This is a genomic window from Flavobacterium sp. GW823-FHT06G12 (assembly GCF_058794775.1).
In genome coordinates, this window is record NZ_JBXAHE010000004.1 from 499,726 (window position 1) to 525,372 (window position 25,647).

The 25,647-nt window shown below is 34.3% G+C and carries 19 protein-coding genes; 4 read left to right on the plus strand and 15 right to left on the minus strand.

Features of this window, described 5'->3' with window-relative positions:
- Positions 1-71: 71 nt before the first annotated feature.
- Positions 72-566 carry a metallophosphoesterase family protein gene (locus tag AC1Q5Z_RS17760; RefSeq protein WP_198856392.1) on the plus strand — a complete coding sequence of 165 codons (495 nt, stop codon included), beginning with the start codon at positions 72-74 and terminating at the stop codon, positions 564-566.
- Here the strand turns inward: AC1Q5Z_RS17760 and AC1Q5Z_RS17765 are convergent, their stop codons facing one another.
- The 3 genes from AC1Q5Z_RS17765 to AC1Q5Z_RS17775 all read right to left on the minus strand — a co-directional run bounded on the left by AC1Q5Z_RS17765 (position 567) and on the right by AC1Q5Z_RS17775 (position 2,706).
- Complete coding sequence (locus AC1Q5Z_RS17765; RefSeq protein WP_492446194.1) at positions 567-1,475, minus strand: sensor histidine kinase; 909 nt, start codon at positions 1,473-1,475, stop codon at positions 567-569.
- 11 nt (positions 1,476-1,486) lie between these two features.
- Positions 1,487-2,146, minus strand: coding sequence for a response regulator (locus AC1Q5Z_RS17770; RefSeq protein WP_343588102.1), 660 nt, complete (start codon positions 2,144-2,146; stop codon positions 1,487-1,489).
- 149 nt (positions 2,147-2,295) lie between these two features.
- Positions 2,296-2,706, minus strand: a complete 411-nt coding sequence (locus AC1Q5Z_RS17775) for a DUF4293 domain-containing protein (RefSeq protein ID WP_198856389.1) — start codon at positions 2,704-2,706, stop codon at positions 2,296-2,298.
- A 181-nt stretch (positions 2,707-2,887) separates the two neighbouring features.
- Between AC1Q5Z_RS17775 and rho the strand changes: the two genes are divergently transcribed.
- Positions 2,888-4,723, plus strand: coding sequence for a transcription termination factor Rho (rho, locus tag AC1Q5Z_RS17780; protein WP_343588100.1), 1,836 nt, complete (start codon positions 2,888-2,890; stop codon positions 4,721-4,723).
- A 160-nt stretch (positions 4,724-4,883) separates the two neighbouring features.
- Here the strand turns inward: rho and AC1Q5Z_RS17785 are convergent, their stop codons facing one another.
- The 4 genes from AC1Q5Z_RS17785 to AC1Q5Z_RS17800 form a co-directional block, all read right to left on the minus strand.
- Positions 4,884-5,900: a M28 family peptidase gene (locus tag AC1Q5Z_RS17785; protein ID WP_198856387.1), complete on the minus strand. Its 1,017-nt coding sequence runs from the start codon at positions 5,898-5,900 to the stop codon at positions 4,884-4,886.
- A gap of 9 nt (positions 5,901-5,909) precedes the next feature.
- On the minus strand, positions 5,910-6,878 hold the full coding sequence (locus AC1Q5Z_RS17790; RefSeq protein ID WP_198856386.1) for a DUF3667 domain-containing protein: 969 nt from the start codon (positions 6,876-6,878) through the stop codon (positions 5,910-5,912).
- A gap of 43 nt (positions 6,879-6,921) precedes the next feature.
- The gene (locus tag AC1Q5Z_RS17795) at positions 6,922-7,695 is read right to left on the minus strand and encodes a dienelactone hydrolase family protein (protein WP_198856385.1); all 774 of its coding nucleotides are present in this window, start codon (positions 7,693-7,695) and stop codon (positions 6,922-6,924) included.
- A gap of 109 nt (positions 7,696-7,804) precedes the next feature.
- Positions 7,805-8,257 (minus strand): Lrp/AsnC family transcriptional regulator, encoded by a 453-nt coding sequence (locus AC1Q5Z_RS17800; RefSeq protein ID WP_198856384.1) that lies wholly within the window; start codon positions 8,255-8,257, stop codon positions 7,805-7,807.
- 226 nt (positions 8,258-8,483) lie between these two features.
- Here AC1Q5Z_RS17800 and rocD point away from each other — a divergent pair, with 226 nt between their 5' ends.
- Positions 8,484-9,737 (plus strand): ornithine--oxo-acid transaminase, encoded by a 1,254-nt coding sequence (rocD, locus tag AC1Q5Z_RS17805; protein WP_343588092.1) that lies wholly within the window; start codon positions 8,484-8,486, stop codon positions 9,735-9,737.
- Positions 9,738-9,871: 134 nt separating this feature from the next.
- Here rocD and AC1Q5Z_RS17810 read toward each other — a convergent pair whose 3' ends face one another.
- The 8 genes from AC1Q5Z_RS17810 to AC1Q5Z_RS17845 form a co-directional block, all read right to left on the minus strand.
- Entirely contained in the window at positions 9,872-11,530 is a 1,659-nt protein-coding gene (locus AC1Q5Z_RS17810) for an arylsulfatase (RefSeq protein ID WP_343588090.1), read from the minus strand.
- Positions 11,531-11,564: 34 nt separating this feature from the next.
- Positions 11,565-12,824: a YeiH family protein gene (locus AC1Q5Z_RS17815; RefSeq protein ID WP_492446198.1), complete on the minus strand. Its 1,260-nt coding sequence runs from the start codon at positions 12,822-12,824 to the stop codon at positions 11,565-11,567.
- 126 nt (positions 12,825-12,950) lie between these two features.
- Positions 12,951-14,570 carry a sulfatase-like hydrolase/transferase gene (locus tag AC1Q5Z_RS17820; protein WP_492446200.1) on the minus strand — a complete coding sequence of 540 codons (1,620 nt, stop codon included), beginning with the start codon at positions 14,568-14,570 and terminating at the stop codon, positions 12,951-12,953.
- Between the two features lie 334 nt (positions 14,571-14,904).
- Complete coding sequence (locus AC1Q5Z_RS17825; protein WP_492446202.1) at positions 14,905-15,621, minus strand: thioredoxin domain-containing protein; 717 nt, start codon at positions 15,619-15,621, stop codon at positions 14,905-14,907.
- An 11-nt stretch (positions 15,622-15,632) separates the two neighbouring features.
- Positions 15,633-16,688, minus strand: coding sequence for a sterol desaturase family protein (locus AC1Q5Z_RS17830; protein ID WP_286964967.1), 1,056 nt, complete (start codon positions 16,686-16,688; stop codon positions 15,633-15,635).
- A 232-nt stretch (positions 16,689-16,920) separates the two neighbouring features.
- Positions 16,921-18,837, minus strand: coding sequence for a sulfatase family protein (locus AC1Q5Z_RS17835; protein ID WP_492446204.1), 1,917 nt, complete (start codon positions 18,835-18,837; stop codon positions 16,921-16,923).
- Positions 18,838-18,869: 32 nt separating this feature from the next.
- Positions 18,870-20,342: a RagB/SusD family nutrient uptake outer membrane protein gene (locus AC1Q5Z_RS17840; RefSeq protein ID WP_492446206.1), complete on the minus strand. Its 1,473-nt coding sequence runs from the start codon at positions 20,340-20,342 to the stop codon at positions 18,870-18,872.
- 16 nt (positions 20,343-20,358) lie between these two features.
- Entirely contained in the window at positions 20,359-23,490 is a 3,132-nt protein-coding gene (locus tag AC1Q5Z_RS17845; RefSeq protein WP_198856375.1) for a SusC/RagA family TonB-linked outer membrane protein, read from the minus strand.
- A 929-nt stretch (positions 23,491-24,419) separates the two neighbouring features.
- Between AC1Q5Z_RS17845 and AC1Q5Z_RS17850 the strand changes: the two genes are divergently transcribed.
- Complete coding sequence (locus AC1Q5Z_RS17850) at positions 24,420-25,592, plus strand: molybdopterin molybdotransferase MoeA (RefSeq protein WP_343588075.1); 1,173 nt, start codon at positions 24,420-24,422, stop codon at positions 25,590-25,592.
- Positions 25,593-25,647: the final 55 nt, after the last annotated feature.

Sequence of the window (25,647 nt, forward strand, 5' to 3'; positions counted from 1 at the left end):
AAAAATTAGCTTAGTGACTAAAAAGAAAAACCTTAGTATCTTAGCATCTTGGAACCTTAGCACCTTAGAAAATGACAAAAATCCTGCTTCTCTCAGACACTCACAGTCATATTGATGATACCATTTTAAAATATGTTGCTCAAGCAGATGAAGTTTGGCATGCTGGAGATATTGGAGATTTGGTAGTTACAGATACCATAAAAAAGCTAAAACCTCTAAGAGCGGTTTATGGAAACATTGACGATGCGCAGGCAAGATTGGAATTTCCGTTAAATAATAGATTTTCTTGCGAAAATGTATCGGTCTGGATTACGCATATTGGAGGTTATCCTGGAAAATACAATCAGAATGTTAGGGAAGAATTGGCTCTGAATCCGCCGAAATTGTTTATTTGCGGACATTCTCATATTCTGAAGGTCATGTTTGATAAAAAGAATAATTTGCTGCACATGAATCCCGGCGCTGCTGGAAAAAGCGGATTTCATAAAGTGAGAACCATGTTGCGATTTGTAATTGATGATGATAAAATCAAAGATTTGGAAATTATTGAAATAGGAGCGAAGTAATTAATGCGGCAATGGAATCTGAATTTTTATTTTGGTTCCCTGGTTTTCTTTTGAAACAATAGATAAAGTTCCTTTATATTTTTTAATTCGAGCTCTTATTCTGTTTAACCCAAAACCTTCAACCTCTTTTAATTTCTGAGTTTTAAAACCAATTCCGTCATCGTAAACGCTTAGAATTAATTGATTTTCTTTTTCAGTCAAAGAAAGCTTTGCTTTTTTAGCGTTGCTATGTCTGGTGATATTGCTAAATAACTCGCTGACTATAAAATAAATCTTCATTTCGAACTTTTCAACATATCTTCTGCTAGTTGGAATGGAACTTGAAAACTCAAATTCGATCGCAGAATTTGAATTTTTTTCGCACAAATCTTCTAAAGCATAAATTAATCCAAAACGAACCAAAAGTGACGGAACAAGATCGTGAGACATATCTCGTAGTAATTCGTGCGCTTCAGATAAAATGTTTTTAGCTTTCTGGATTTCATCCGATTTTATGTCATGTTGAGCCGTAAAGGTGTTTAAATGTAATCCTGCGGAAGACAAAAGTGAATTGATATTGTCGTGCAGAAAAGAAGCAATTTTTTTTCGCTCTACTTCTTGAGAATCTATGCCAGAATTAATGATATCGAGAAGGATTTTCTGTTTGGTGTCTTTTCGTTTTATCTTCTGCTTTAATTTATTGTTTTGGTACAGAAAATAAAATAAAAGAAAAATGATGGCGATAAGTATAATAGACAAACTGACGATTTTTTTGTTTCGTAGTTGTTCTGATTTGCTAAAATGATTATTTGCAATTTTACTCTTAATTTCAGTTTGTGGAACTTTTACGGTATCAGTAGATTGTGCGGTACTATTTCCTTCAAAAGCAATAAGAAAAAGAATATATATAAAGAATTTAAAACGAAACATAAAAGCAATTTTTAAGGATTGATTAAATTGTTTTTAAGAGCATATTTTACCAAACCTATTGTACTTTTTATATTGAGCTTTTTCATAATGTTTTTACGATGCGTTTCGACAGTATGGGAGCTGATGAAAAGTTTTTCGCTGATTTCTTTTCCGCTATATTCCAAAGCAATCAAAATAATGATTTCAATCTCACGAGGGCTTAAGATTGGATTTTCTATAACCGCGTTTGAGTTGAGTTTTGGGTTGTCTCTAAAAGTATTGAAGATTTTTTCTCTAACAGCATCGCTAAAATATTCCTGACCTTGATAAACAGCTTCGACAGCTTCAATGATATTTTCGCCAGCGCAATTCTTAGTAAGATAGCCTTTTGCACCTAGTTTCATTACTTCTTTAATGATTTTAAGATCATCATAACTAGATAAAATAATGACCTTGCAAGGAAGTTGTTTTTGGTTAAACTCTTTTAATGTTTCTATGCCGTCTTTTTTAGGCATACTGATGTCTAGAATCAAAACATCGGCTTTATCGTTTATAACATCCTCATAGACAGTGGTGCCGTCCAGTGAAGTTCCTGCCACTTCAAAGTTTGAAACAGTTTGGAGCAGGTTGGACAGTCCATCAATTAGAACCTGATGATCATCTGCAAGATGAATCCGTATTTTGGGAGTCATGATTATTTGAATTTGAAAACACAAAATTATACTATAAAATGCACTTTTATTATGCTCTTCAGGTCTGATTTATAATATAATAGGGTAAAAAAAAACCCGAATCAGAGTTCGGGTTTTTCTTCGCACAAAATAAACTAAAGTTTATAGGTTTACCTCAAACGATCAACAGATTTTACAAGATCCTCATCCTTTTTGATGGCCTTATTAGCTAGAACTAATAACACGATAGCAACAATTGGCATGAACATCCCAATACCTTTCTCAGAGACCTCAGTCCCTCCAGATAAATTTAGTGATCGATATACAAATAATCCTAATAAAATTAAATTTAATATTATGTTCAGTCTGTTTAGTACAAACTGATTTTGTCTCTTTTTAAATGAAATTATACTGATAACACTAAGCATAGTTGTTAATCCTAGTAAAAAAGTATAAAGCATATCCTGCATAAAAAAGAATGGCTTTCCTGCACTAGTTGTCCAAAGCGGAACAAAAAGCAATAAAATGCCAGTTGCTGCAAAAGCTAGAAATATATATACAGTTTGAATTCTTTGTATCATGGTCTAAAAATGTTTTACAAAAATATATTTTCTTTTTTTAAAATACTATTGTATGATAAAATTTTATTCGTATTATTGCATCATAATACCGTAAGCACTTCATACTGCGGTCAATTCAAATTAATTATCTACCTATTCTTTTTACAGTATTCCTTAAAATAATTAAATTCATAGAACATTCATGTTTGATATTTCTGCATTAAAAGAAATGAAGCTTGCTGAGCTTCAAGAAATAGCTAAGTTAGCTAAAACAATAAAGATTACTGGTGTCAAAAAAGAGACTTTAATTAGTCAGATTTTAGCACACCAAGAGAGCACTAATGCTCCGGCTCAAGCACCTCAAGCAGAAGTAGTTTCTGAAGCCAAAGATGAAAAACCAAAACGCGCTAGAATTGCTCCAGCAAAAACAAAAGTAGCAAATACCAAAAATGCTCCTGTTTTAGAATTTGATAAAGTAGAGGAAACTGTTCAAAAAAACGATACTGTTGAAACAGTTCAGCCAATTGCAGAAAAGGCAGATGAAGCAGTAGAGGAGAATAAAACACCAATAGCAAAAAAAGAGCCTAAAGGTGGAAAATTCAATAAACAGGCATATGAGAAGAAAGTAGCGCTGAAAAAAGAAAAAGAAGTAACCGCTACTGAAGAAGTTGTAGAAGCAGCTCCATCAGAATCAATTACTTCTGAGCCAACAGCCGAAACAGCTGAAAAAACTTCACAAACTGCTCCTGCAAAAAAGATCAATCCGAATCAGAATAAAAATCAGAACCAGAACCAAAATCAAAACCCGAATCAGAACCAAAATCAGAACGGGAATGGCAATGGAAACGGAAATCACAATAATCAAAACCCTAACCACAAGAATAAAAAGAACAATAATAACTTCAGAGATTCGGATTTTGAATTTGACGGAATTATTGAAAGTGAAGGCGTTTTAGAAATGATGCCAGACGGTTATGGGTTTTTACGTTCATCAGATTATAATTATTTAGCTTCTCCAGATGATATTTATTTATCAACTTCACAAATTAGATTATTTGGTTTAAAAACCGGAGATACAGTAAAAGGAGTGGTTCGCCCGCCAAAAGAAGGCGAGAAGTTTTTTCCATTGGTTCGTGTATTAAAAATTAACGGTCACGATCCGCAAGTAGTTCGCGATAGAGTTTCTTTCGAACACTTGACACCAGTTTTTCCTTCAGAAAAATTCAAACTAGCCGAAAAAGGCAGTTCTATTTCAACAAGAATTATAGATTTGTTTTCACCAATAGGTAAAGGTCAGCGTGGTATGATCGTTGCACAGCCTAAAACAGGTAAAACAATGCTTCTTAAAGATATTGCAAACGCAATTGCTGCTAACCATCCAGAAGTTTATTTGATTGTTCTTCTTATAGATGAGCGTCCAGAGGAGGTTACAGATATGCAAAGAAGTGTTCGTGGTGAAGTTATCGCTTCAACTTTTGATAGAGAGCCACAAGAACACGTAAAAATCGCTAACATCGTATTGGAAAAAGCAAAACGTTTAGTAGAATGCGGTCATGATGTTGTGATTCTTTTAGACTCGATTACACGTTTAGCAAGAGCATACAACACAGTTCAGCCAGCATCTGGAAAAGTATTAAGTGGAGGTGTTGATGCAAATGCATTGCAAAAACCAAAACGTTTCTTTGGAGCAGCTAGAAATGTAGAAAATGGCGGTTCCTTAAGTATCATCGCAACTGCGTTAACAGAAACAGGTTCTAAAATGGACGAAGTTATCTTCGAAGAATTTAAAGGAACTGGTAACATGGAATTACAATTAGATCGTAAGATAGCTAATAAACGTATTTTCCCTGCAATCGATCTTACTTCATCTAGTACACGTCGCGACGATTTATTATTAGACGAGAAAACTTTACAAAGAATGTGGATTATGCGTAAATATCTATCAGATATGAATCCAGTAGAATCTATGGACTTCGTAAACGATCGTTTCAAGAAAACAAAGAATAACGAAGAGTTTTTGATTTCGATGAATGACTAGTTAAAGTTGCTAAGGTTCTGAGATGCTAAGATTCTAAGTTTTTTTAGCTTTGAGTAAATCAAAAAATATATAATATAAAAAAAGGATGAGTAAAACTCATCCTTTTTTATATTCGTTCCTAAGAGAAACTTAGAATCTTAGCATCTCAGAACCTTAGCAACTATTTTTTATCAACTACCGGTCTGTTTTCTCTATTTGCCAAATCCCAAGCTACTACAAAAGCAAGTTTAGTTCTTTTGGTTAAAGCATCGTATTCGATTTTTTGAGGTTCGTCGCCTTTTCCATGGTAATCTTCGTGAACTCCGTTAAAGAAGAAAACAGCAGGAATGCCATGTTTTGCGAAGTTATAGTGGTCAGAACGCTCATAGAAATGGTTTGGATCTTTTGGATCATTAAATTTAAAATCTAAGTCCATTTTGATGTATTTATCATTTTGAGCCACAACTGCATTGTGTAAATCAGATGATAATCTGTCTGCGCCAATTACGTATACATAATTATTTGTGTTTGCATGCTCCACATCACGACGCCCAATCATATCGATATTGATGTCTGCAATTGTGTTTGCAATTGGAAACAATGGATTTTCAGAATAAAAACGAGATCCGTGTAAACCATGCTCTTCGCCAGTTACATGAAGAAATAAAATAGAGCGTTTTGGTCCGTGTCCTTGTTTTTTTGCTTTAGCAAAAGCTTTAGCCATTTCCATAACTGCTACAGTTCCAGAACCATCATCATCAGCTCCGTTGTAAACTTCCCCATCTTTAATTCCAACGTGATCGTAGTGTGCAGAAATTACCAAAACTTCATCTGGTTTTTCTGAACCTTCAATGTATGCCCAGATGTTTTCTGAATCAGGCAGATTTTGATTGCGTTTTGCATTCATAAATGTTGCAGGAACAGGCTGGTAATAATCTGAAGCTCCTTTTGGAAAAGAGATTCCATTTTTTTTGTATTGCTCAATCATGTAAACTCCCGCTTTTTTCTGTCCTTTAGAACCAGTTTCGCGACCTTCCATTTCATCAGAAGCAATAGTGTAAAGCATTGTTTTAAGATCTTTTTCGCTGATCGCCTTAATATATTTCGAAGGATCCGAGTTGTCTTTTGATGCTGTTGACTGTGTAGTTTTACAAGAATACGCAGTAACAATTAAAAATAAAATGAGTAATTTTTTCATTCTAGATAGTTAGTGTAAATTAATAAATGTGTAAAGAACGTAAAGGGTCAGTAAAAATAGAATAAAAAGTGAGTTTATTATAAAGAGCATAACGCTTTTAACAAATGACACTATTCGGGATTCTCCATAAAAACGATGATGTGCAGGATAAAAATAGTAACACATCCAAATTGTCCCTACAAATGTTGTTATTGATGATATAAAAGTCAATGGATTATCTTCTCCGAAGAAGCCAATCAGTCTGTCAACGATAAACATGATGAGAAAGATCAGTAAAAGGAAAGAGAAATAATGGAGAGTGAAAATTCCATGATCAAAATAATACCACTTTTTTTTGTTGTGAAAAAGCCACAGGAAAAAAGCAAAAAATGGCATAATGATGAATAAGATTTTGGGAAGATTGTGAAAAAAAGATTCAATAAACTTTTCTATAATTTCTCTTTTCGTATTGTTTTCAGTTACATGTACAGCTTTTTCATAAACCCAATACGTAGAAGCATTCAACTTATCGTTTTCTTTTCCATATTTCTGAATAGAATCGATTTCCTTCATCGATTTTAAATGGAAATACTTGTCTGCTTCTTTTTTAGTGAGTCCTTCGGTATTTTTTGCCAGTTCTTTGCTAAGCACTTTTTCACTTTTATCAATATCGCCTTTCACTTTGCTAGGAAACATTGCAATTAGAAAAAACGTAATAAAACTGATGAAAATATATAATCTAACAGGAGCTAAATAAGATAGACGTCTTCCCGAAAGATATTCTTTAGTAAGCGTTGAAGGCTTAAAGAGCAGATTTTTTATTGTTTTCCAGAATGCATTTTCATAATGCGTTAAATCTTCGAAAAAATGGATAAATAAATGATGAAAAGTCTTTCTGGAATCACTGTTTTCTTGTCCGCAGTTAGGACAAAATTTTTGCTCAACAACGTGCCTGCAATTTAAACAGGTTTTGTCTTCTCTAATTTTGTTGTGTGACATTGGTTATTTCAGTTGATTTTGATTTGGTGTAGTTTTTTAGTTTTTATTTTTTTAGCACTTCATTTAAGAAAAGCTGTAAATGCTCAAAAGATCTTTTTGCCGCAACAGGATTATATGCAGCGCCTTTAGAATTGTCATTTCCAGCTTCTGGATTTGTAAAAGAGTGAACAGAATTAGCGTAGTAAATCATTTGCCAATCAGCTTTAGAATCGCGCATTTCTTGTTGGCAAGAAGCAATTTCTTCTTTAGAAACAAAAGGATCATCGGCACCATGGCAGATTAAAACTTTTGCATCGATTGTTTCCGTTTTTCTACTAGCGTCTTTTCCTAAACCGCCATGAAATGATGCTACTCCTTTTAGCTTCAAATGCCCACGTGCAGCTTCTAGAACTCCAGTTCCGCCAAAACAATATCCGATAGCAACAATATTATCAGCATTAGCCCCAGACTTTACTAATTCTTTCAAAGCAGCATCAATACGTTTTTGATAAGCTTCGAAGTTTGTTTTGTAAAAACCAGCCTGTTTTCCAGCATCTCCAGTATTTTTAGGATAGTTTCCTTCTCCATATATATCGGCGATAAAAACATTATAGCCTAGTTTAGATAATTCTTCTGCAATTCCTTTAGAAGCGTTATCAATTCCTAGCCAAGCTGGTAAAAGCAAGATTCCTGGGTTATTAGCGCTTTTTTTAGCAGATTTAATAAATAAGCCATTTAACTGTTGGCTGCCTTCTGTGTATTTTACGGGTTTTAACTGCGCATTCATGAGGTTAGAAAATAAGATTGCACTAAATAAAATAACTATGGAGTTTTTCATGATTTCTTCAATTTTTAACAAATATCAGAAATATTATGTTACAAAAAAACCTCACAACTAAATTCTTGTGAGGTTTGTAACGAATATTTTAAAAGAATGTTTTTCTTTTTTATAAAGATATATTTCGTTTAAAAGCGCAGCCTAGTTCTACGATAGAATCGGTTTTGTCAATGCCTGGGATTCCGTCGATTTTTTCATAAAGAATGCGGCGCATATGTTCGTGATTTTTTGCTATGATTTTTATGTAGAGTGTAAAGGAACCTGTTACATAATAACATTCTGTAATCTCAGGAATTTCTTTAAGTGCTTCAATAATTCGTTCAGAATCAGAATCTTTGTTCAGTGTGAGTCCAGTAAAAGAAGCCCAGTCATAACCAATTTTCTTTTCCTGAATAATAGGTTTAATACCACCAATTACACCTTGTTCAATCATTCTGTTAATACGCTGATGCACCATTGTATTTGATATTTTAAGATTAGTGGCGATAGAAGAAAAAGCCATTCTTCCGTCTTTTTCTAATTCTTTAAGAATACTAATATCAAATTCGTCTAATAATTCCATTCAGTAAAAATCGTTTAAAAATTGAGTCTTTTGCGATTCATAAAAGTAATTCTTTTTTTTAATAAACTGACAGCTAATCAAATTTCCCCTAAAAAATAAATTTCTCTTTTCTGAAGCGCTTAAGTTTTGTTTTTGACTTTTATTTTGTTATATTTAAGTCAAAATATTGTTTTTTGGATTGTTATTTGTTTAATTTTAATATTTTTGTAGAAATAAAAAGCACATTATGATAAGTACAGAAAAAGCACTTTCGTCAAAATCAGAAATTTTGATTGAAAAAGAGAATAAATACGGAGCTCATAATTACCATCCGCTTCCGGTAGTTTTGGAGCGTGGAGAAGGAGTATACGTTTGGGATGTTGACGGTAAAAAATATTATGATTTTTTATCTGCTTATTCTGCAGTAAATCAAGGTCATTGCCATCCAAAAATTGTGAATGCAATGGTAGAACAAGCTCAGAAACTTACTTTGACTTCTCGTGCTTTTTACAATGATAAATTAGGAAATTACGAAGAATATGTAACCAAATATTTTGGTTTCGACAAAGTTCTTCCAATGAATACAGGAGCAGAAGCGGTTGAAACTGCTTTGAAAATTTCTAGAAAATGGGCTTATGAAGTAAAAGGAATTCCAGAAAATCAGGCACAAATTATTGTGTGTGAAAATAACTTTCACGGAAGAACAACTACTATTATTTCATTTTCAAACGATGAAACAGCTCGTAAAAACTTCGGGCCTTTTACTGATGGTTTCATTAAAATTGAATACGATAATTTAGAAGCACTTGAAAAAGCTTTAAATTCATCAAAAAATATCGCTGGATTTTTAGTTGAACCGATTCAAGGCGAAGCAGGAGTTTATGTTCCTTCTGAAGGATATTTAGCGAAAGCGAAAGCCCTTTGCGAAAAACATAATGTATTATTTATTGCCGATGAAGTTCAAACAGGAATTGCTCGTACAGGAAAACTTTTAGCAGTTCATCACGAAAATGTACAGCCAGATGTTTTGATTTTAGGAAAAGCAATTTCTGGTGGAGTTTATCCAGTTTCTGCAGTTTTGTGTAATGATGAAATCATGAATGTTATCAAACCTGGACAACACGGATCTACTTTTGGAGGAAATCCTGTCGCAGCTGCTGTTGCAATTGCAGCTCTTGAGGTGATTAAAGACGAAAAACTGGCTGAAAATGCAGAACGTCTTGGAGTTATTTTAAGAGATGGATTAAATAAAATCGCTGAAAAAAACAACTTAATTACGCTAGTTCGTGGAAAAGGTCTTTTGAATGCAATTGTAATCAATACAGACGAAGAATCAGATCTGGCTTGGGAAATCTGTTTGAAATTTAGAGATAACGGATTATTGGCAAAACCAACTCACGGAAATAAAATTAGATTGGCGCCACCTTTGGTAATGACCGAAGAGCAAATTCAAGAATGTTTGGAGATTATCGAGAAATCTTTAGCAGAATTCAAGAAATAAAACATTCCCTTTGGGATCAAAATAAAAAAAGCAGCAAGTTTAATTGCTGCTTTTTTTGTAGACGCATTTTTTTAAAGTGGCTGTTATTGTGACAGCCACTTTTATATAATTACTTAAAATATCAAAAAAAGTAATTATTTTTTTAATGCAGCGCCGCCAGGCATTGTTTCCGGTTTCAACTTAAATTTGCTGTATTCTACGACTCCTGTTTTGTCTGCCCAATCAAAATATTTTGCTGAAAGATCATTTACAATTCCAGGGTTTTGAGCAGCAACATTTGTTGTTTCGCCTCGGTCTTTTTCAAGATCATAAAGCTCCCATTGGTATGACGGATAAATAGAGACCAATTTCCATTTTCCTTCTCTTACGGCTCTGTTTCCGGCTCTTTCCCAAAATAACGGTGCGCCTCTGTTTACTTCAGAAACATTGTCAAATAAAACAGGCAACAGACTTTTGCCAGCAAGCGGATTAGAATTTACTCCATTTAGATTTTTAGGATATTCAATTCCTGCCAATTCGTAGAAAGTAGGAGCAAGGTCAATAATATGACCTGTTCCTTTGTCAATTCTTCCGGCTTTAATTTTTGAAGGATACCAAGCTATAAACGGTGAACTAAAACCTCCTTCATGCATATTGTTTTTATAATCCTGTAATGGTGTATTAGATAAATAGGCCCAGTTTTGCTCCTGATAATCAAATGATCCCGAAGTTCCAATAGGTCCATCATTTCTAACCAAACCTCTTCCTAAGGGATTGTAAGTATTGAATCCGCCTTGAGCACCATTATCAGAAATAAAAATAATCAGTGTGTTTTTGTCTTTTTTAAGTGCTTTCAGTTTATCTAAAACTTTGCCCACATTCTGATCCATATTATCTACCATTGCAGCATAAACTTCCATTTTTGCTTTCCAGAATTGTTTTTCATCATAAGTCAGTTTATTCCATTCTGGAACTTCTGGATCTCTCGGGGCAATAGTTTGGTCTGGTAGTAAAATTCCGTTTTCTTTTAATTTTTTGATTCTTTTTTCTCTTAAAATGTCCCAACCTTCATCAAATTTCCCTCTGTATTTTGCAATATCAACGGGTTTTGCCTGTAATGGCCAGTGCGGAGCAGTAAAAGCTAAGTATAAGAAGAAAGGTTTGTTTTCTTTATTTTGTTCGTCTAAAAAAGTAACAGCGTTATTTCCAATTTCATCTGTAAAATAATAGGAATCATCTTTTGGGTGCAATTCCTCGTTATTGCGAATTAATTTTACTGGATAAGGCGTTTTTCCGAAAGGCAAAGGTTTGGTGTCAAAATAATTGGAAGCTCCTTTTAAAATGCCATAAAATTTATCGAAACCTCTTTGATTTGGCCATTGGGCTTGATCTTCTGAACCAACATGCCATTTTCCTGATAAAAGGGTACTGTACCCGCCCGAACGGAAAACTTCTCCTAATGTTAAAGATTCTTTGTTTAAATATCCTTGATAAGCAGGCAGTCCTAAATTGACGTCAAAAAAGCCAACTCCCGCTTTATGCTGATATTGTCCCGTAAGTAAAGAAGCTCTTGTTGGTGCGCAGATAGAGTTATTGTAAAATTCGCGTAGACGAGTTCCTTCTTTTGCCAGCCGGTCAAGGTTTGGCGTACTAATTTCAGATCCGTAATTTCCTAAATCCGAATAGCCCATGTCGTCAACCAAAATCAAAACGATGTTAGGTTTTGATGCATTATTCTGAGCATTTAAATCGTAAATACATCCTGTTCCTGAGAGAAGGAAAGAAAGTACAATGTTTTTTAGTTTGGTATTCATAGTATTATATTTTGTTTTTAAAGCTCTCTTTAAATTATTTGCTAAAGAGTAAAAAAGCAATGATAAGTGTAATGATGATATTAAATAACTGTGCGATTAAGAAAGTAATCAAAGGTTTTTTGCTATTGTTTTGAAGCAGATCTTTGAAATTGGTTTCTAGACCAATACTTGTAAAGGCCAAAGCAAACCAAAGGCCCTGAATATTTTTTAAACTTTCCTTGACAGTTTCTCGAGTTTCGGGTGTAATGAAAAAAGAGAAAACTATAGAGGCACCAATAAACCCAATAACAAATTTTGGAAAACGTTCCCAAATGACATAAAGTGATGGTTTTGATTCTAAAGCTTCTCCCGATTTGTTGTGCGTATAAGTCCAATAAATAGAAATGGCAAAAGCAGCAATTCCTAATAAAACATTTTGAGAAAACTTTACAATAGTACTGATTTTTAATGCCGTTTCGCCAACCAAAGTTCCAGAAGCAACCACGGCGCCAGAAGTATCAATGCTTCCTCCGAGCCAAGCTCCTGTAACTTCTTCAGGAAAATTAAAGTATTTGGCAATCATTGGCATAAAAATCATCATTGGAATGGCTGTGACCAAAACGATAGAAATTACATAAGATAATTTTTTAGAATCTCCTTTTATGGCTCCAGAAGTTGCAATCGCTGCCGAAACGCCACAGATAGAAACAGCACTCGAAATCATCAAAGTCAATTCATCATCAATTTTTAATTTTCGGCAAAGCCAAAAAGCGAAATACCAGACGGATAAAACAACAACCAAAGCTTGAATTAACCCTAAAGATCCTGCTTTTAGAATGTCTGAAAAAATAACACTCGAGCCCAATAGAACCAAGCCAATTTTGACAAAAAGCTCAGTTGATAAAGCAGAACGAAACCATTCTGGAAGTTTGAATAAATTTCCAATTATTAATCCGATTATTAAACTGAAAATAACTGCTTCTAGATTTAATGCTTTGATTTTTGCATTTCCGGCAATAACTAGCGCAATTAAGGTAAGGAAATAAATTATTGGAAATGCAAGAATGAAATTCCTAACTGATTTTCCAACTAAAAAAGTTCCTATAATTCCAATTAAAAGGAAATAAATAAATTGCAACCCTATAGTTTGAAGGTTTTTGATTTCGAAAACATTGTTTATTAAGTCTGTTCCGTTTGTCCATTTAAAAATGGGAACTTCTGGCAGAAAAATAAAAAGTGAAATTCCGATAATGAGAAAACCGAGAATTACGACGGTCCAATCTTCGTGAATAGTAAATTTTGTTGAGGTTGACATTTTGATTTTTTTCTTTCCTGCAAGGTTTCCAAAACCTTGTCGGTATTAAGTAATTATTGGAGTAGTTAAAAACAAACCTACAAGGTTATGGAAACCTTGCAGGAGAGGAGTATTTATATTTAAAGTTTACAAATCGACAAAGTATTTTTGTTTGCCAAAGTCAAATTCATAATAAGTCAAATTAGGCCAAAGCGGTTTTATTAAACCCTTTTCCCAAGTTTGCAGTGCAGTTTGCAATTCTTTTACTTTTTCAGGTTTTTTTTGTGAGAGGTCTGTTGTTTCGGATTTATCTGATGCAAGATTGTACAGCCATTTTTCATGCGTTTTTCCGCTAATGATTAATTTCCAATCACCACTTCGAACCGCTTTTGCATCACCAGAACGCCAATATAAATCTTTGTGCGCTACTGTGTTTTCATTTACTGTTTTTACTAAATCTACACCGTCATAAACTCTGTCTTTAGGTAAATCAGAACCAATAGCTGCGGCAATTGTTGTAAAAATATCTAAAGTGCTTACAGGTGTTTTGTAAATTGTATGAGGTTTGATTTTTCCTTTCCACGAAAGTGAAAACGGAACATTAATTCCGCCTTCAAAATGAGAAAATTTCCCACCTTTTAAAGGAGCATTTGTTGTAGCAAAAGTATAATCGGCACCACCATTGTCACTTGCAAAAATGATTAAAGTACGATCTTCTAAACCTTCTTTTTTGACTTTTTCTCGAATTCGCCCAACGGCATCATCCAAAGCGCTGATCATAGCAAAATAAACACGTTTGTTTTCGTCTTTAACATTCGGAAAACGATCGTAATATTTTTTACGAACTTGAAAAGGAGTGTGAGGCGCATTAAACGGAAGATAAAGTAAAAAAGGCTTATTTTTATTTTTATCAATAAAGGCTTCGGCTTCGTCAGCAAACTTTTCAGTTAAATATTCTTTTTCATCGATAATAGTAGAATCTCGTCTAATTTGGCCAATTCCAACTCGTCCTTTGCCCCAAATCGTTTTATCGGTAAAATCTTTGTGATGATGATTGATAATATCTGGATTATCATCTTCAGGCGTATAAAGTGAGAAAGCTTGATAAAACCCGTAATGATAATCGAAACCGCGATCTAAAGGGAAAAATCCTTTGTTATGACCCAAGTGCCATTTCCCGATTATTGCAGTGCTGTAACCTTGTCTTTTAGCCAAATCGGCAAATGTGATTTCTGATTTTGGAAGTCCTTGTGTTGCAATTGAAGCTTCATTTGGATAATTGATTTTATCATTTAATCTCCAATTGTCTGTTTTAATTAAATATTTAAAACCGTAATATTCCAAATTGTTTTTTGGATAGCGATCGCCTGGCTGATATTCATGACCAAAACGTTCCTGATATCTTCCTGTAATTAATCCAGCGCGTGATGGAGAACAGATTGCTGCAGATGCATATCCATCAGTAAAAGTAACTCCCGAAGCAGCCAAAGAATCGATCTGCGGAGTAGGAGTCGTTTTTCCGCCGTAGAGCGAAATATCATATTTGCCTAAATCATCAGCAAGGATAATAATGACATTGGTCTTTTTTCCGGAAACGGAATCTTTAGGTTTTGAAGCCAAAAAATCTTTTTTCCCTTTTGCAAGTTTTTGATCTTCTTTGACTAATGTTCCGTCTGTATTAATTGGCCAGAATAAAAATGCTGCTATAAGCAGAAGCACGATTAAAATGGGGATAGCAATTTTGGTTATTTTTCTATAGGTTGCCATAGTATGGTTTTTGGTTTGTTTTTTTATGGAATGCAAGAACTTTGACAAAGTTTTACGCGTTTTTTTGTCATTTCGAGGAACGAGGAATCTTCGCAAGAAACTCTACAAAGATTGGCGATTTTGATTGCGTGGCTTCGACTTCGCTCAGCCTGACAAATATTACGGTTATAGAACTCTGTCAAAGTTTTACACGCATTTTTGTCATTTCGACGAAGGAGAAATCTTCACGAGTAACTCCGCAACGAATATCCAATCTTTGTAGAGCTTCTTGCGAAGATTTCTCCTTCGTCGAAATGACAATATTATGGTTACATAAGTGTAAAAAGTTTCGAGATTATTTCGAAGCCAATGCAACATCAACTTCACTTTTCAAATCGTTGATGCCTTCTTTCTTAAAAACAATTTTTCCATTTTCGTATAAAATCAAAGTCGGGAAAACTTTCACTGTTTTTAAATCGGCAATAACCTGCGGACTGTCTTCTAACTCAATTTCTAAGATCTTTAAATTGGTTCCGTATTCCGATCGGATAGTTTCTAAAATGGGTTTTACTTTTTTACAAGGCGCGCAATATTTGGAACCAATATCTACTAGAACAGTTTTATTATCGGCAATAATTTTATTGAATTCTGCCAATGATAATTTGCTTTTTAGATTTGAATAAAAAGGTTTTCCGTTTCCAATCCAATTAGCAATTCCGCCTTCTAAACTGTAAGCTTCTGAGAAACCATTTTTTAGCAATTCTTTTTCTAGAGCAACACTTCTTCCTGCTCCGATAGAATAAATAAAAACAGGTTTAGATTTATCAAGTTTTGAAACAGATTGTATGTAATTTTCAGATTGAAGATTAAAATTTACAGCGCCTTCGATATGGTTTAAAGCAAATTCTTCGGACATTCTCGCATCAACAATCTGCGGATTCTTTTGGCTTTTTATTTTCGAATAAAACGAATCTAAAGATAATGAATTATGAATTTCATTTTGCGAAAAAGCAGCAATTACCCATAAAAGGGCAATTGCTGTTATACTGATTTTTAAAAAATGATTTTTCATATCTGAAAAGATTATACTTGTTCTAAAACTGGTTTAGGAGTTTCTTCAGTAACTACTTTAGGTTTTAAAGGAAGTGATAATACTCCTTCAGAAAGTGAACTTCCTTCTTTTTTAGATTTAAAAATTGGCCATAAAAACTGTGCGTACCATTCTTCTTGTTTGTATGATTTTGTTCCATACGATTCTGGATATTTACGGGTAATTAATCCTGTTCCAAAAATGACATCCCAGATAAAAAACATGTTTCCGAAGTTTCCTTTAAAATGCCCAACGCCGTCTCCGCTTGTATCAGCATGATGTGCATGATGCGTTGCTGGAGTAGAAATAAGTCTTTCTAAAACCCAAGCAATTGGATGCAATACTTTGTATTTGTAAAAAGGTTTATCCCATTTAATGCTTGAATGTGCTCCCAAAGTGATAAAGCTTTTGATTACCAGAACAAATAAAGCCGGAAGTCCTAAACCTAAATACGTTAAAGTCGCTGTCAAATAAATTTGAGAAAAGAAAACGGTATAAATAAAGTTTTGTCTAGAAGCCATAGCCATTCCCATATATGGAGCAGAGTGATGCGTTCTATGAAAACGCCATAAAAACGGAACCTGATGATGCAATCTATGATACCAATATTGCGTTAAATCGTCTGCAATGGCGATTAAGAAAAAGCCTCCCCAAAATGGAACCCATGACAATGAATTAGCCAAATTTGGCAACAAATAAGGCAAAGCTGTTAAACTGAAAAAAGCAATTACAGGAGGTAAAAGCAATTTTGGCGCTAGGAAACAAACAATGTCTATTTTACGTTCTTCGCCTGTCCATTCGTCATCATACAAACCAGCTGCAAATTCGATTACGCCAAGAACTAGCATAAAAACAGTTAATCCCCAAGTTCTGATGTTTGCAAAGACAGGCTGTGCAAATTCTAAAAATGATGGAAGTGTAATATGCGACTGACTTATCGCTCCTCCAGTTAATTTAAAATAAAGGTAAATTGCCACTACAGGCAATGAATAAATGAAGAAACTTATTGTTAAGTCTCTCGTTAATTTTTCTTTTTGAACTATTGCCATGATTTCTTATTTTAAAAAATTATTTACTACTGCTAATCCGCCAGCTAGAATTGCTAGTGGAACTAAAAACAAGATTATCCCCACGACAATCTTTTTTCCTATAATTTCATAATCTACTCGTTTCATAATTACTCTTTTTATTTCCTGCAAGGTTTTTAAAACCTTGTAGGTATTTTTTTTTAGCTTTTAATTTAAACCTACAAGGTTTGAAAAACCTTGCAGGTTGTGTAATTTAGTTATTGGTTCCTCCAGGTTTAGTAGCCTGTTTGATTAAGTCAGAAACTGTTTTTCCTTTATCAGCTCCTGTGTTGTGGATTCTTCTGTTGTAAACGTCCTGCCAATCAATCAATGGGTACACATTGTTTTCTTTTGCTTGTTCGTCAAATAACTTTTGAAGTTCAGCCAGTTTTTCAGGATATTTTTTTGCCAGATTATTACGTTCGTTAAAGTCTTCGTTTAGGTTATACAATTCCCAAACATCTGTATTAAAATTGCTTGGAGCAGGTTTTTCGTTGCTTCCCAAAGATTTTTTTACTGCAAAGGAATCTGGTAAATGTGCAGCAGAAGCTTTCCATCCGTCTTTGTAAATGGCTCTGTTTCCGAAGATGTAGTAATATTGAACTTTGTGTAATGATTCTGCTTTCGGATTATCTAAAGAAGCTTGGAATGAAGAACCTTGAATAATATCTTGTTTAATTCCTTTGATATATTCTGGAGCTTTTATTCCTGCAATAGCCAATGTAGTTGGAAGCAAATCGGTTACGTGGCTGTATTGATTTCTGATACCGCCTTTATCTTTAATTCCGTTTGGATAAAATACAATCAACGGGTTACGAGTTCCTCCTTCTGAATGTGCATCCTGTTTCCAGTTCTTGAAAGGAGCATTGGTAGCCTGAGCCCATCCTAAAGGATAATTCGTATTTAATCCTTTTGCTGTTCCGATTTCTCCAATATTGTTTAAATTGCTTTGGAAATTCTCTTCATCTGTTTTTCCTTGAGCAAACAAACTCTGATTGATTGTTCCTTGTAGCGTTCCTTCTTTGCTAGCGCCGTTATCACCAATAGCAACAAAAATTAAAGTATTATCCAATTGTCCGCTTTGTTTTAAATAATCCACAACTCGTCCAATTTCATAATCAGTATACGTCAGGAATCCAGCGTAAACTTCCATGAATCTTGCATACACTTTCTTTTGGTCTGGAGTTAATTTTTTCCATTCTGTAATTAAAGCGTTACGATCTGGCAGTCCTGCATTTTGAGGAAATATTCCCAATTTCTTTTGGTTTGCCAATACTTTTTCACGGTAAACATCCCAACCTTCATCAAATTTTCCTTTGTACGGTTCAACCCATTTTTCAGCTACTTGATGAGGTGCATGAACTGCTCCTGGCGCATAGTACAAGAAGAATGGTTTTCCTGGTGCAGCTTTTTGCTGTTTCTGAATATAACTGATAGCTTTATCTGTGATCAATTCATTTAAGTGGCGTCCATCGGGTTTAATATGAGTTTGATCTTCCACCAAATCAGGATTGTATTGATCGGTTTGTGAACCTAAGAATCCGTAGAAATGATCGAAACCTTTTCCTGTTGGCCATCTGTCAAACGGACCTGCATCTGTAGCATCTTCGTCTGGTGTAACGCCGTATTTTCCGACTGCAAAAGTGTTGTATCCGTTATCACGTAAAATCTCTGCAATAGTTCCTTTGTCAGAAGGAATTCTTCCGTCCCAACCTGGGAAACCGGCAGATAAAATAGTGTGAGAAAATCCGCTTACGTGAACTCTTCCTGAATTTCTTCCTGTCAATAAGGCGGCACGGGTAGGAGCACAAATCGCTGTTGTGTGAAAGTTAGTATAACGAAGTCCGTTATTAGCAAGATTATCAAAAGTAGGCGTGTTGATTAAACCTCCAAAAGTGCTTGAAGCTCCAAATCCAACATCATCCAAAAGAATCCAAACAATATTCGGAGCGCCTTTTGGAGCCGTTACAGGTTCTGGCCAATATTCTTTAGAATCAGCTAAAGTTTTACCGATTACACCTTTAAATTCTGTTTTTTCCTGTGCTACTCCTAATTGTGCAATAAGGAAAGCTGTAACCAAAAGCCCTTTTTTCGGACTTTTGAATGTAATGCTATTTTTAAAATTTTTCATTTTTTTATAGTTTTCTAGTTATATGGTTTTAATTAATATCCAGGGTTTTGAGGTAATCCATCAGGGTTGATGTTTCTTTCGCTTTGCGGAATCGGATAAAGATTATTTCTTTCTGAAACTGAGTTTTTAGCCGTTACTTTTTTCACTTCGGTAACCAATGTTCCCCATCTGACCAAATCGTACCAACGCTGTCCTTCTTGAACAAATTCTTTTTTGCGCTCTTCTTGGATTGCTGCTCTAAAAGAAGTTTGGTTTAATCCAGACAAATCAAGAGTTGCATCTGGAGTTGTAATATCTTTTCCAAAAGCTCTTCTACGCACTTGATTAATTAATTCGTAAGCTTCTGCTGTTGGTCCACCTTGTTCATTTATCGCTTCCGCTAAAGACAAAAGGATATCCGCATAACGAATAACAGGAAAGTTGATCGCTACGTTTGATGGTGTTGCCAGATTAGACAAATCCAAGTATTTTTTGAAGATTGGTTTCGGAAAAGTATAAAGTGTTCCCGTTGACGGATTAAGCAATTGTTTGGCATAACTCACATCTCTTCTTTTATCACCAGGTGCATAAATATCATAAAACAAAGCAACGTCTGAGATAATATCTGCTGGTTCTGTTGCGGTGAATCCAGTAAAAGAAGTTGCCTGAAAAGTGCTTCCGCTAGAACCATTTCCTGCCTGATTTGGTTCAAATTGAACCGAGAAAATATGTTCTTTTCCGTTCTTTTTTGTTTTAGTGAAAATGTCTTGAAAATCTTCAAACAAAGCATATCCGTAACCTCCATTAATAACTTCTCTAGATTTTGCAATAGCATTTGGCCAGTCTTTTCTAGTTAGATACACTTTGGCTAAAATTGCTTTTGCAGCACCAGAAGTAGCACGCCCAGCATCTGCTGCAGTATAGGTTTTGGGTAAAGCTTCGGCATCAGTCAAATCTTTAATGATTTGATTGTAAACTTCGTCAACTGTTGAACGATTAGTTTTTAAATCTCCCAAATTGATAGAAGTAGATTCGTGTAAAACAATCGGAACGCCTCCCCAAAGACGAACTGCCTGAAAATATAATAGTCCTCTAATAAATTTAGCTTCATTAATTAATCTAGTTTTGATTACTTCAGAACCAGAAACTTTCGAAATATTGTCAATAGAAACATTGGCTCTATTGATTCCGTTATAAATTTGTCTCCAAGCTACCTGAACACGGTCATTAGTTGCATCATGCGTTAAACTGCTCATTGCTCTAACCTGCGGATTTGTTGCAGAAACTCCTGCAGCTGCATAATCAGATCCCATATCAATCAAGAAATAAAGGTTTCTTCCAAACAAACTTTGCTCACCTGGATCAAGGCTTAAAGAAGCGTAAACAGCAGTTACACTTGCAACGGCATCATCTTGAGTGACAAAATAATTGTCTTCGGTTACAAAAGAGGTAGGTGTTACCTCTAGATCAGCGCACGATGCCAATAGGCCGGCACTTAAAAGGAATGTTATAATAATCTTTTTCATTTTGATATTTTTTTACTTAGAAAGTTACGTTCAAGCCCGAGATGAATGTTTTAGAGTTCGGATAAGAACCAAAGTCAATTCCCGGATATAAGTTGTTTTGTTCGTATGAACTTACCTCTGGATCATAGCCAGTGTATTTTGTCCATGTAATTAAGTTTTCTGCTGAGACGTAGATTTTTACGCTTTTTGTTCCCAATTTTTTAGAAACGCTTTTTGGTAAAGTGTATCCTAAAGTGATTAATTTTAATCGTAAGAAAGAAGCATCTTCTACGTATCGTTCAGAAACAATTCCAAGTGGAGAACTAGAAGCTCTCGGAATTTCATTACTCGGATTGGTTGGTGTCCAACGATCATTTAAAGTCGCTGCTGCATTAGTCCCAAGCGTAGAAATTTCTAATTGCTGATTTAAAGCATTAAAGATTTTTCCTCCGTATGCTCCTTGAAAAGAGAAATTCAAATCAAAATCATTGTATGAAACGGTGTTGCTGAAACTTCCAACAAATTTTGGCTGAGAAGTTCCTAGATTTCCTTTGTCAAGAGCTGTAATTACGCCATCTCCGTTTGTATCAACATATTTTCTATCTCCAACTTTTGTATTTGCTAAACTGTTGATTTTTGGTTGGGTATTAACTTCTTCCTGGGTCTGGAAAATTCCGTTGGTTTTGTATCCCCAGAAACTTCCCAAAGGCAAACCTACTTTTACAATAACTGGCTGCTGCTGTAATAAAGAACCATTTGGAACTACTGGAAAAAATTCGTTTACACCATTTCCAATCTCAGTAACTTTATTTCGGTTGAGAGAAAATACAATGTTTGAATTCCAAGCGAAATTTTCTGTTTTGATATTTTCGGTAGTTAAACCAACTTCAAAACCTTTATTTTCAACTCCTCCAATATTTTGAAGCACAGTCGCGTAACCTGAACTCAAAGGCACAGGAACGTTAATTAATAAATCTTTTGTTTTTTTGTAATACACATCAAAAACAAAATTGATTTTTCGGTCCAATAATGATAAATCCAATCCAACATTATATTGGTTTGTTTTTTCCCATTTTAGATCTGGATTTGCCAATCGAGTGGGAGCAAGACCAGTGTATAAAGTTCCTCCAAAAGAGTAATTTACAGATCCCATTGAAGCAAGCGGAAGATAATTTCCAATTTCTTGGTTTCCTGTTGTTCCTGCTGTAATTCTCAGTTTGGCCTCGGTTACGCCTTTAATGTTGTTGGCAAATTCTTCATCAGTAATATTCCATGAAAATCCCGCAGAAGGAAAGTAACCCCAAAGCGATTCTGAACCAAATCTAGAAGAACCATCCGCACGACCTGAAAGCGTAAAGTTGTATTTTCCTTTATATGAATAATTTACTCTTGCTAACCATGATTTTAATACACTTTCATAAGCATCGCTGTATGGTTTTACTGGTACACCGTCTTGAATAGCATTGTAAGTATTGGCATCATTAACAAAAGTTTGAGCACCAGCATTCACAACTTCGCCTTTTGTATATTGAAGCGTATAACCTCCCAAAGCAGAAAACTTATGATTCTCGCCAAAATGAGTATTATAATTTAATGTATTCTCGTTTAAAACAGAACCTACTGATCTTTCTCCAATAGAAGCTAAACCTTTTGTTCCCGCTCCTGTTGTTGTGTTTGATGGCGCATAATAATTTTGTTTTGTATTTAAAACATCACCGCTTACAGCCACTTTTGCAGTTAATTCTTTATTGAATTTGTATTCGCCAAATAAACTGGTTAGAATTCGGTTTAATTTGGTTTCGTTAATTGTATTATCCAAATCGTTAATCGGATTCGGAACATAACCATTTACAGAAGTTGCATAAGGATTGTTGGTTACATTATAGCTTCCGTCTGCATTTTTAATAGGTACAACAGGAGCTGTTAAGAGCACACTAACAAGCGGGTTCGGATTTCTTCCCGCCGCCGCGCCTCCATTTGTACCAACACCATTTGCAATTGAATTGGTATAATTGGCATTTACTCCAAATTTAAATTTCTGAGAATAGTTTCTTTCATAATTGGCACGAAGCGAAATACGTTTAAAATCAGAACCTAAAACAATACCGTCTTGATCAAAATATCCTGCAGAAATTGCATATCTCGATTTTTCGTCTCCGCCAGAAAAAGATAAGTTATGGTTTTGAACAGGCGCTGCAGTAACAAAAGCCGCAGACTGCCAATCGTAATTTCCAGAAGTTTTTAAAGCTTCGATTTGCTCTGGAGAAAAAGAAGGCGCTTGACCAATACTTGCCTGAACATCGTTTCTTAAACTTGCCCATTCACTGGCATTCATCAATTTCAGTTTCTTTGAAATATTTTGGAATCCGAAATAACCTTGATATGAAATATTATCTTGACCTTTTGTTCCTTTTTTAGTCGTAATAATGACAACTCCATTTGCACCACGAGAACCGTAAATTGCAGTTGCAGAAGCATCTTTCAAAACTTCAATAGATTCTATATCAGCAGGATTAATTGTCGAAAGAACATTTACGCTGGCACCAGCATAAGTTACTCCTGCCGAACTGTTACTGTTATCATTGTAAATTAAAATTCCGTCAACAACATAAAGCGGTTCGTTACCAGCAGTAATCGAGTTTCCTCCGCGAATGCGAACACTCGATGATGCTCCAGGACGGCCAGAACTTTGTGTGACTACAACCCCCGCTACAGCGCCTCTTAATAGGTTATCTGCCGAAGAAGTTACCTGAGATAAATTGGCTTTTGGAACCGAAGCGACAGAACCTGTAATGTCTTTTCTTTTTTGAGTTCCATAACCAACAACTACCAATTCGTCTAATTCTTGGCGTTCTTCTCTAAGACTAATAATAACAGGGTTTTTTTCAACAGTGACTTCTAGTTTTTTATATCCAATGTAGCTTACGATCAAAGTATAAGGAAATTTTTGTCCCGTTTGAAAGTAAAATTTTCCTTCAGTATCTGTTACAACTCCGTGAGTTGTTCCTTTAATATTGACAGAGGCCCCTATAATAGGCTGATTTGTAATAGCATCTACAACAGTTCCGTCAAGTTTAGATTGAATTAGAGGCGTGGTATTTTGGGCTTGTATTCCTGCCGTTATAAAGAGCAACTGCAAGAGTATATATAGGTTTAATTTTTTTTTCATTTCTTTGTACTGGTTTTAAGTAATTAACAAGACGCCCTGAGCACTGTTTATACAGCACTCTAAAAGTGTTCTTGATTTAGTGATAAATGTTTCTTTAAGCCTCGCCATTTCTGTTGCCGCAGAAATGGCTTTTTTTATTTACAGCAACAGCTTTGCATTGTTTTCATTTTAGTTTTTTTTAATTGTTAGTTATTTAATTTATTGAATAATAGATATAGTTTCAAGAATCTGCTCCAATACAAATAATTGCATCGAAAGAGACCTTTGGTTAAATTCAGTAAATATTTTTGGTGGTGTTTTAAAAGATTTGCTTCGATATGAAATCTAAAGGCAAACAAAATATGTAGATTATTAACAACAGATACACATATAACAAATAGTGCTATAAGTGTAGTTTTTACGAAGAATGTAACGCGATATGCTTTCTGTTGTTTTCACAATAATAGTTTTTAAGGTTTGAAATACTATTTTAAACTCTACTAATCCTATAGACAAAGTTAAATTTTATATAATAAAAACCAAAAATTTGATGCATTTTTTTTGAAAAATATGCTGCTACAAGCCTTGTGGAATATCCTTATCTTTTGTGAATGCCTTATTTTAAAGGACTTGATAAGATAATTGAGTTTGAGATAATTGTTAAAGAATAATTTAAAAACCATGTAAAATTGTAGTAATTTACTCTTGTTTTTTATTCTTAAATTCCCTCTAAAGTAGTTTTTTTGAATTTCAAATGAAGTAAAAAAGCTCTGTAGAGCAATCTCTAGTTTTAATTTTGTAAAATCTAAATAAGAATTTAAAGTTGATTTTGAATAAATTAAAGTAATTTTATAGGTATTAAAAGAAAATAGAATTTTTTAAACCAACCTAATGATAAATACTTATATTTGTAATAAGTATTTTTACTTAGTTTTATAATTAAAAAGAAAATGATAGAAGTAAAAGAAGCCTTAGAAATTGTTGCGGCAAATAGTTCGGTTTTATCAACGCAGAAAATTTCGGTGAGTAAAGCGTTAGGATATATTTTGGCAGAAACAGTTTATTCGCCTATTTCAATGCCACCGTTTCGCCAATCAGCAATGGACGGTTATGCTTTTACACATTCTATTAGGCATCAATTTGATGTGGTTGGAACTTCTAAAGCGGGAGATCATAACAATATAAAACTAAAAGAAAATGAAGCAGTACGTATTTTTACAGGAGCTTATGTTCCTAAAAATGCAGATACTGTTGTAATGCAAGAGCATGTTATGGCTAATGAAGATTCGATTTTGATAGCCAAAAAACCAGAAGCTTTTGCCAACGTAAGAAATAAAGGCGAACAGATTAATGCTGAAGATGTTGTTTTTGATGCCAATACATTGATTACTCCTGCAGCAATTGGTTTTTTAGCTTGTTTGGGAATTACAGAAATAACGGTTTATAAAAAGCCTAAAATCGCCATTTTGATTACTGGAAATGAATTGATAAAACCAGGAAAAAAACTTCCAAAAGGAAAAATTTACGAAAGCAATTCAGTAATGTTGCAAGCTGCACTTCAGACAATCGGAATTAATAAAGTTAAAGTTCATACCGTTAAAGACAATCTAAAAGCGACTAAAAAAGCATTACAGTCCATCCTTAAAAAGAATGATATTGTATTAATTTCTGGCGGAATTTCGGTTGGCGATTATGACTTTGTAAAAGAAGCATTATTGGAAAATGGAGTACAAGAACTTTTTTATAAAATCAATCAGAAACCTGGAAAACCTATGTTTTTTGGCGCTAAAAAAGATACTTTAGTATTTGCTTTACCAGGAAATCCAGCATCGTCATTAACTAATTTTTATATCTACGTATATCCTGCGGTTAAAAACAAAATGGGATTTTCTAATACGCATTTGCCAAAAATTGTCCGTAAGTTACAGAATCAGATTACTAATACTACAGGAAAAACACTTTTCTTAAAAGCATTATATAATGAAAGCAGCGTTGAAATTCTAGAAGGACAAAGTTCTGCAATGCTAAATACTTTCGCTATAGCGAATGGGTTAGTAATCGTTCCGCATGATGTTGAAAACATAAAAAAAGGTTCATCGGTAACGATTCTGCCAATTGATTAAATTTTGTAGAAAGATAGAAGAAAGAAACAAATAGAAAGGGAACAGTAATTCTATT

What these genes read in the sequence shown, in the direction of transcription:
- AC1Q5Z_RS17800 (WP_198856384.1), bottom strand. Translation starts at nt 8,257, where the DNA reads ATGGAATTATTAGACGAATTTGATATTAGTATTCTTAAAGAATTAGAA.
- AC1Q5Z_RS17815 (WP_492446198.1), bottom strand. Translation starts at nt 12,824, where the DNA reads ATGTCAACCTCAACAAAATTTACTATTCACGAAGATTGGACCGTCGTA.
- AC1Q5Z_RS17825 (WP_492446202.1), bottom strand. Translation starts at nt 15,621, where the DNA reads ATGAAAAATCATTTTTTAAAAATCAGTATAACAGCAATTGCCCTTTTA.
- AC1Q5Z_RS17785 (WP_198856387.1), bottom strand. Translation starts at nt 5,900, where the DNA reads ATGAAAAAATTACTCATTTTATTTTTAATTGTTACTGCGTATTCTTGT.
- AC1Q5Z_RS17775 (WP_198856389.1), bottom strand. Translation starts at nt 2,706, where the DNA reads ATGATACAAAGAATTCAAACTGTATATATATTTCTAGCTTTTGCAGCA.
- AC1Q5Z_RS17760 (WP_198856392.1), top strand. Translation starts at nt 72, where the DNA reads ATGACAAAAATCCTGCTTCTCTCAGACACTCACAGTCATATTGATGAT.
- AC1Q5Z_RS17820 (WP_492446200.1), bottom strand. Translation starts at nt 14,570, where the DNA reads ATGGCAACCTATAGAAAAATAACCAAAATTGCTATCCCCATTTTAATC.
- AC1Q5Z_RS17790 (WP_198856386.1), bottom strand. Translation starts at nt 6,878, where the DNA reads ATGTCACACAACAAAATTAGAGAAGACAAAACCTGTTTAAATTGCAGG.
- AC1Q5Z_RS17765 (WP_492446194.1), bottom strand. Translation starts at nt 1,475, where the DNA reads ATGTTTCGTTTTAAATTCTTTATATATATTCTTTTTCTTATTGCTTTT.
- AC1Q5Z_RS17835 (WP_492446204.1), bottom strand. Translation starts at nt 18,837, where the DNA reads ATGAAAAATTTTAAAAATAGCATTACATTCAAAAGTCCGAAAAAAGGG.
- AC1Q5Z_RS17770 (WP_343588102.1), bottom strand. Translation starts at nt 2,146, where the DNA reads ATGACTCCCAAAATACGGATTCATCTTGCAGATGATCATCAGGTTCTA.
- AC1Q5Z_RS17830 (WP_286964967.1), bottom strand. Translation starts at nt 16,688, where the DNA reads ATGGCAATAGTTCAAAAAGAAAAATTAACGAGAGACTTAACAATAAGT.
- rocD (WP_343588092.1), top strand. Translation starts at nt 8,484, where the DNA reads ATGATAAGTACAGAAAAAGCACTTTCGTCAAAATCAGAAATTTTGATT.
- AC1Q5Z_RS17840 (WP_492446206.1), bottom strand. Translation starts at nt 20,342, where the DNA reads ATGAAAAAGATTATTATAACATTCCTTTTAAGTGCCGGCCTATTGGCA.
- rho (WP_343588100.1), top strand. Translation starts at nt 2,888, where the DNA reads ATGTTTGATATTTCTGCATTAAAAGAAATGAAGCTTGCTGAGCTTCAA.
- AC1Q5Z_RS17810 (WP_343588090.1), bottom strand. Translation starts at nt 11,530, where the DNA reads ATGAATACCAAACTAAAAAACATTGTACTTTCTTTCCTTCTCTCAGGA.
- AC1Q5Z_RS17850 (WP_343588075.1), top strand. Translation starts at nt 24,420, where the DNA reads ATGATAGAAGTAAAAGAAGCCTTAGAAATTGTTGCGGCAAATAGTTCG.
- AC1Q5Z_RS17845 (WP_198856375.1), bottom strand. Translation starts at nt 23,490, where the DNA reads ATGAAAAAAAAATTAAACCTATATATACTCTTGCAGTTGCTCTTTATA.
- AC1Q5Z_RS17795 (WP_198856385.1), bottom strand. Translation starts at nt 7,695, where the DNA reads ATGAAAAACTCCATAGTTATTTTATTTAGTGCAATCTTATTTTCTAAC.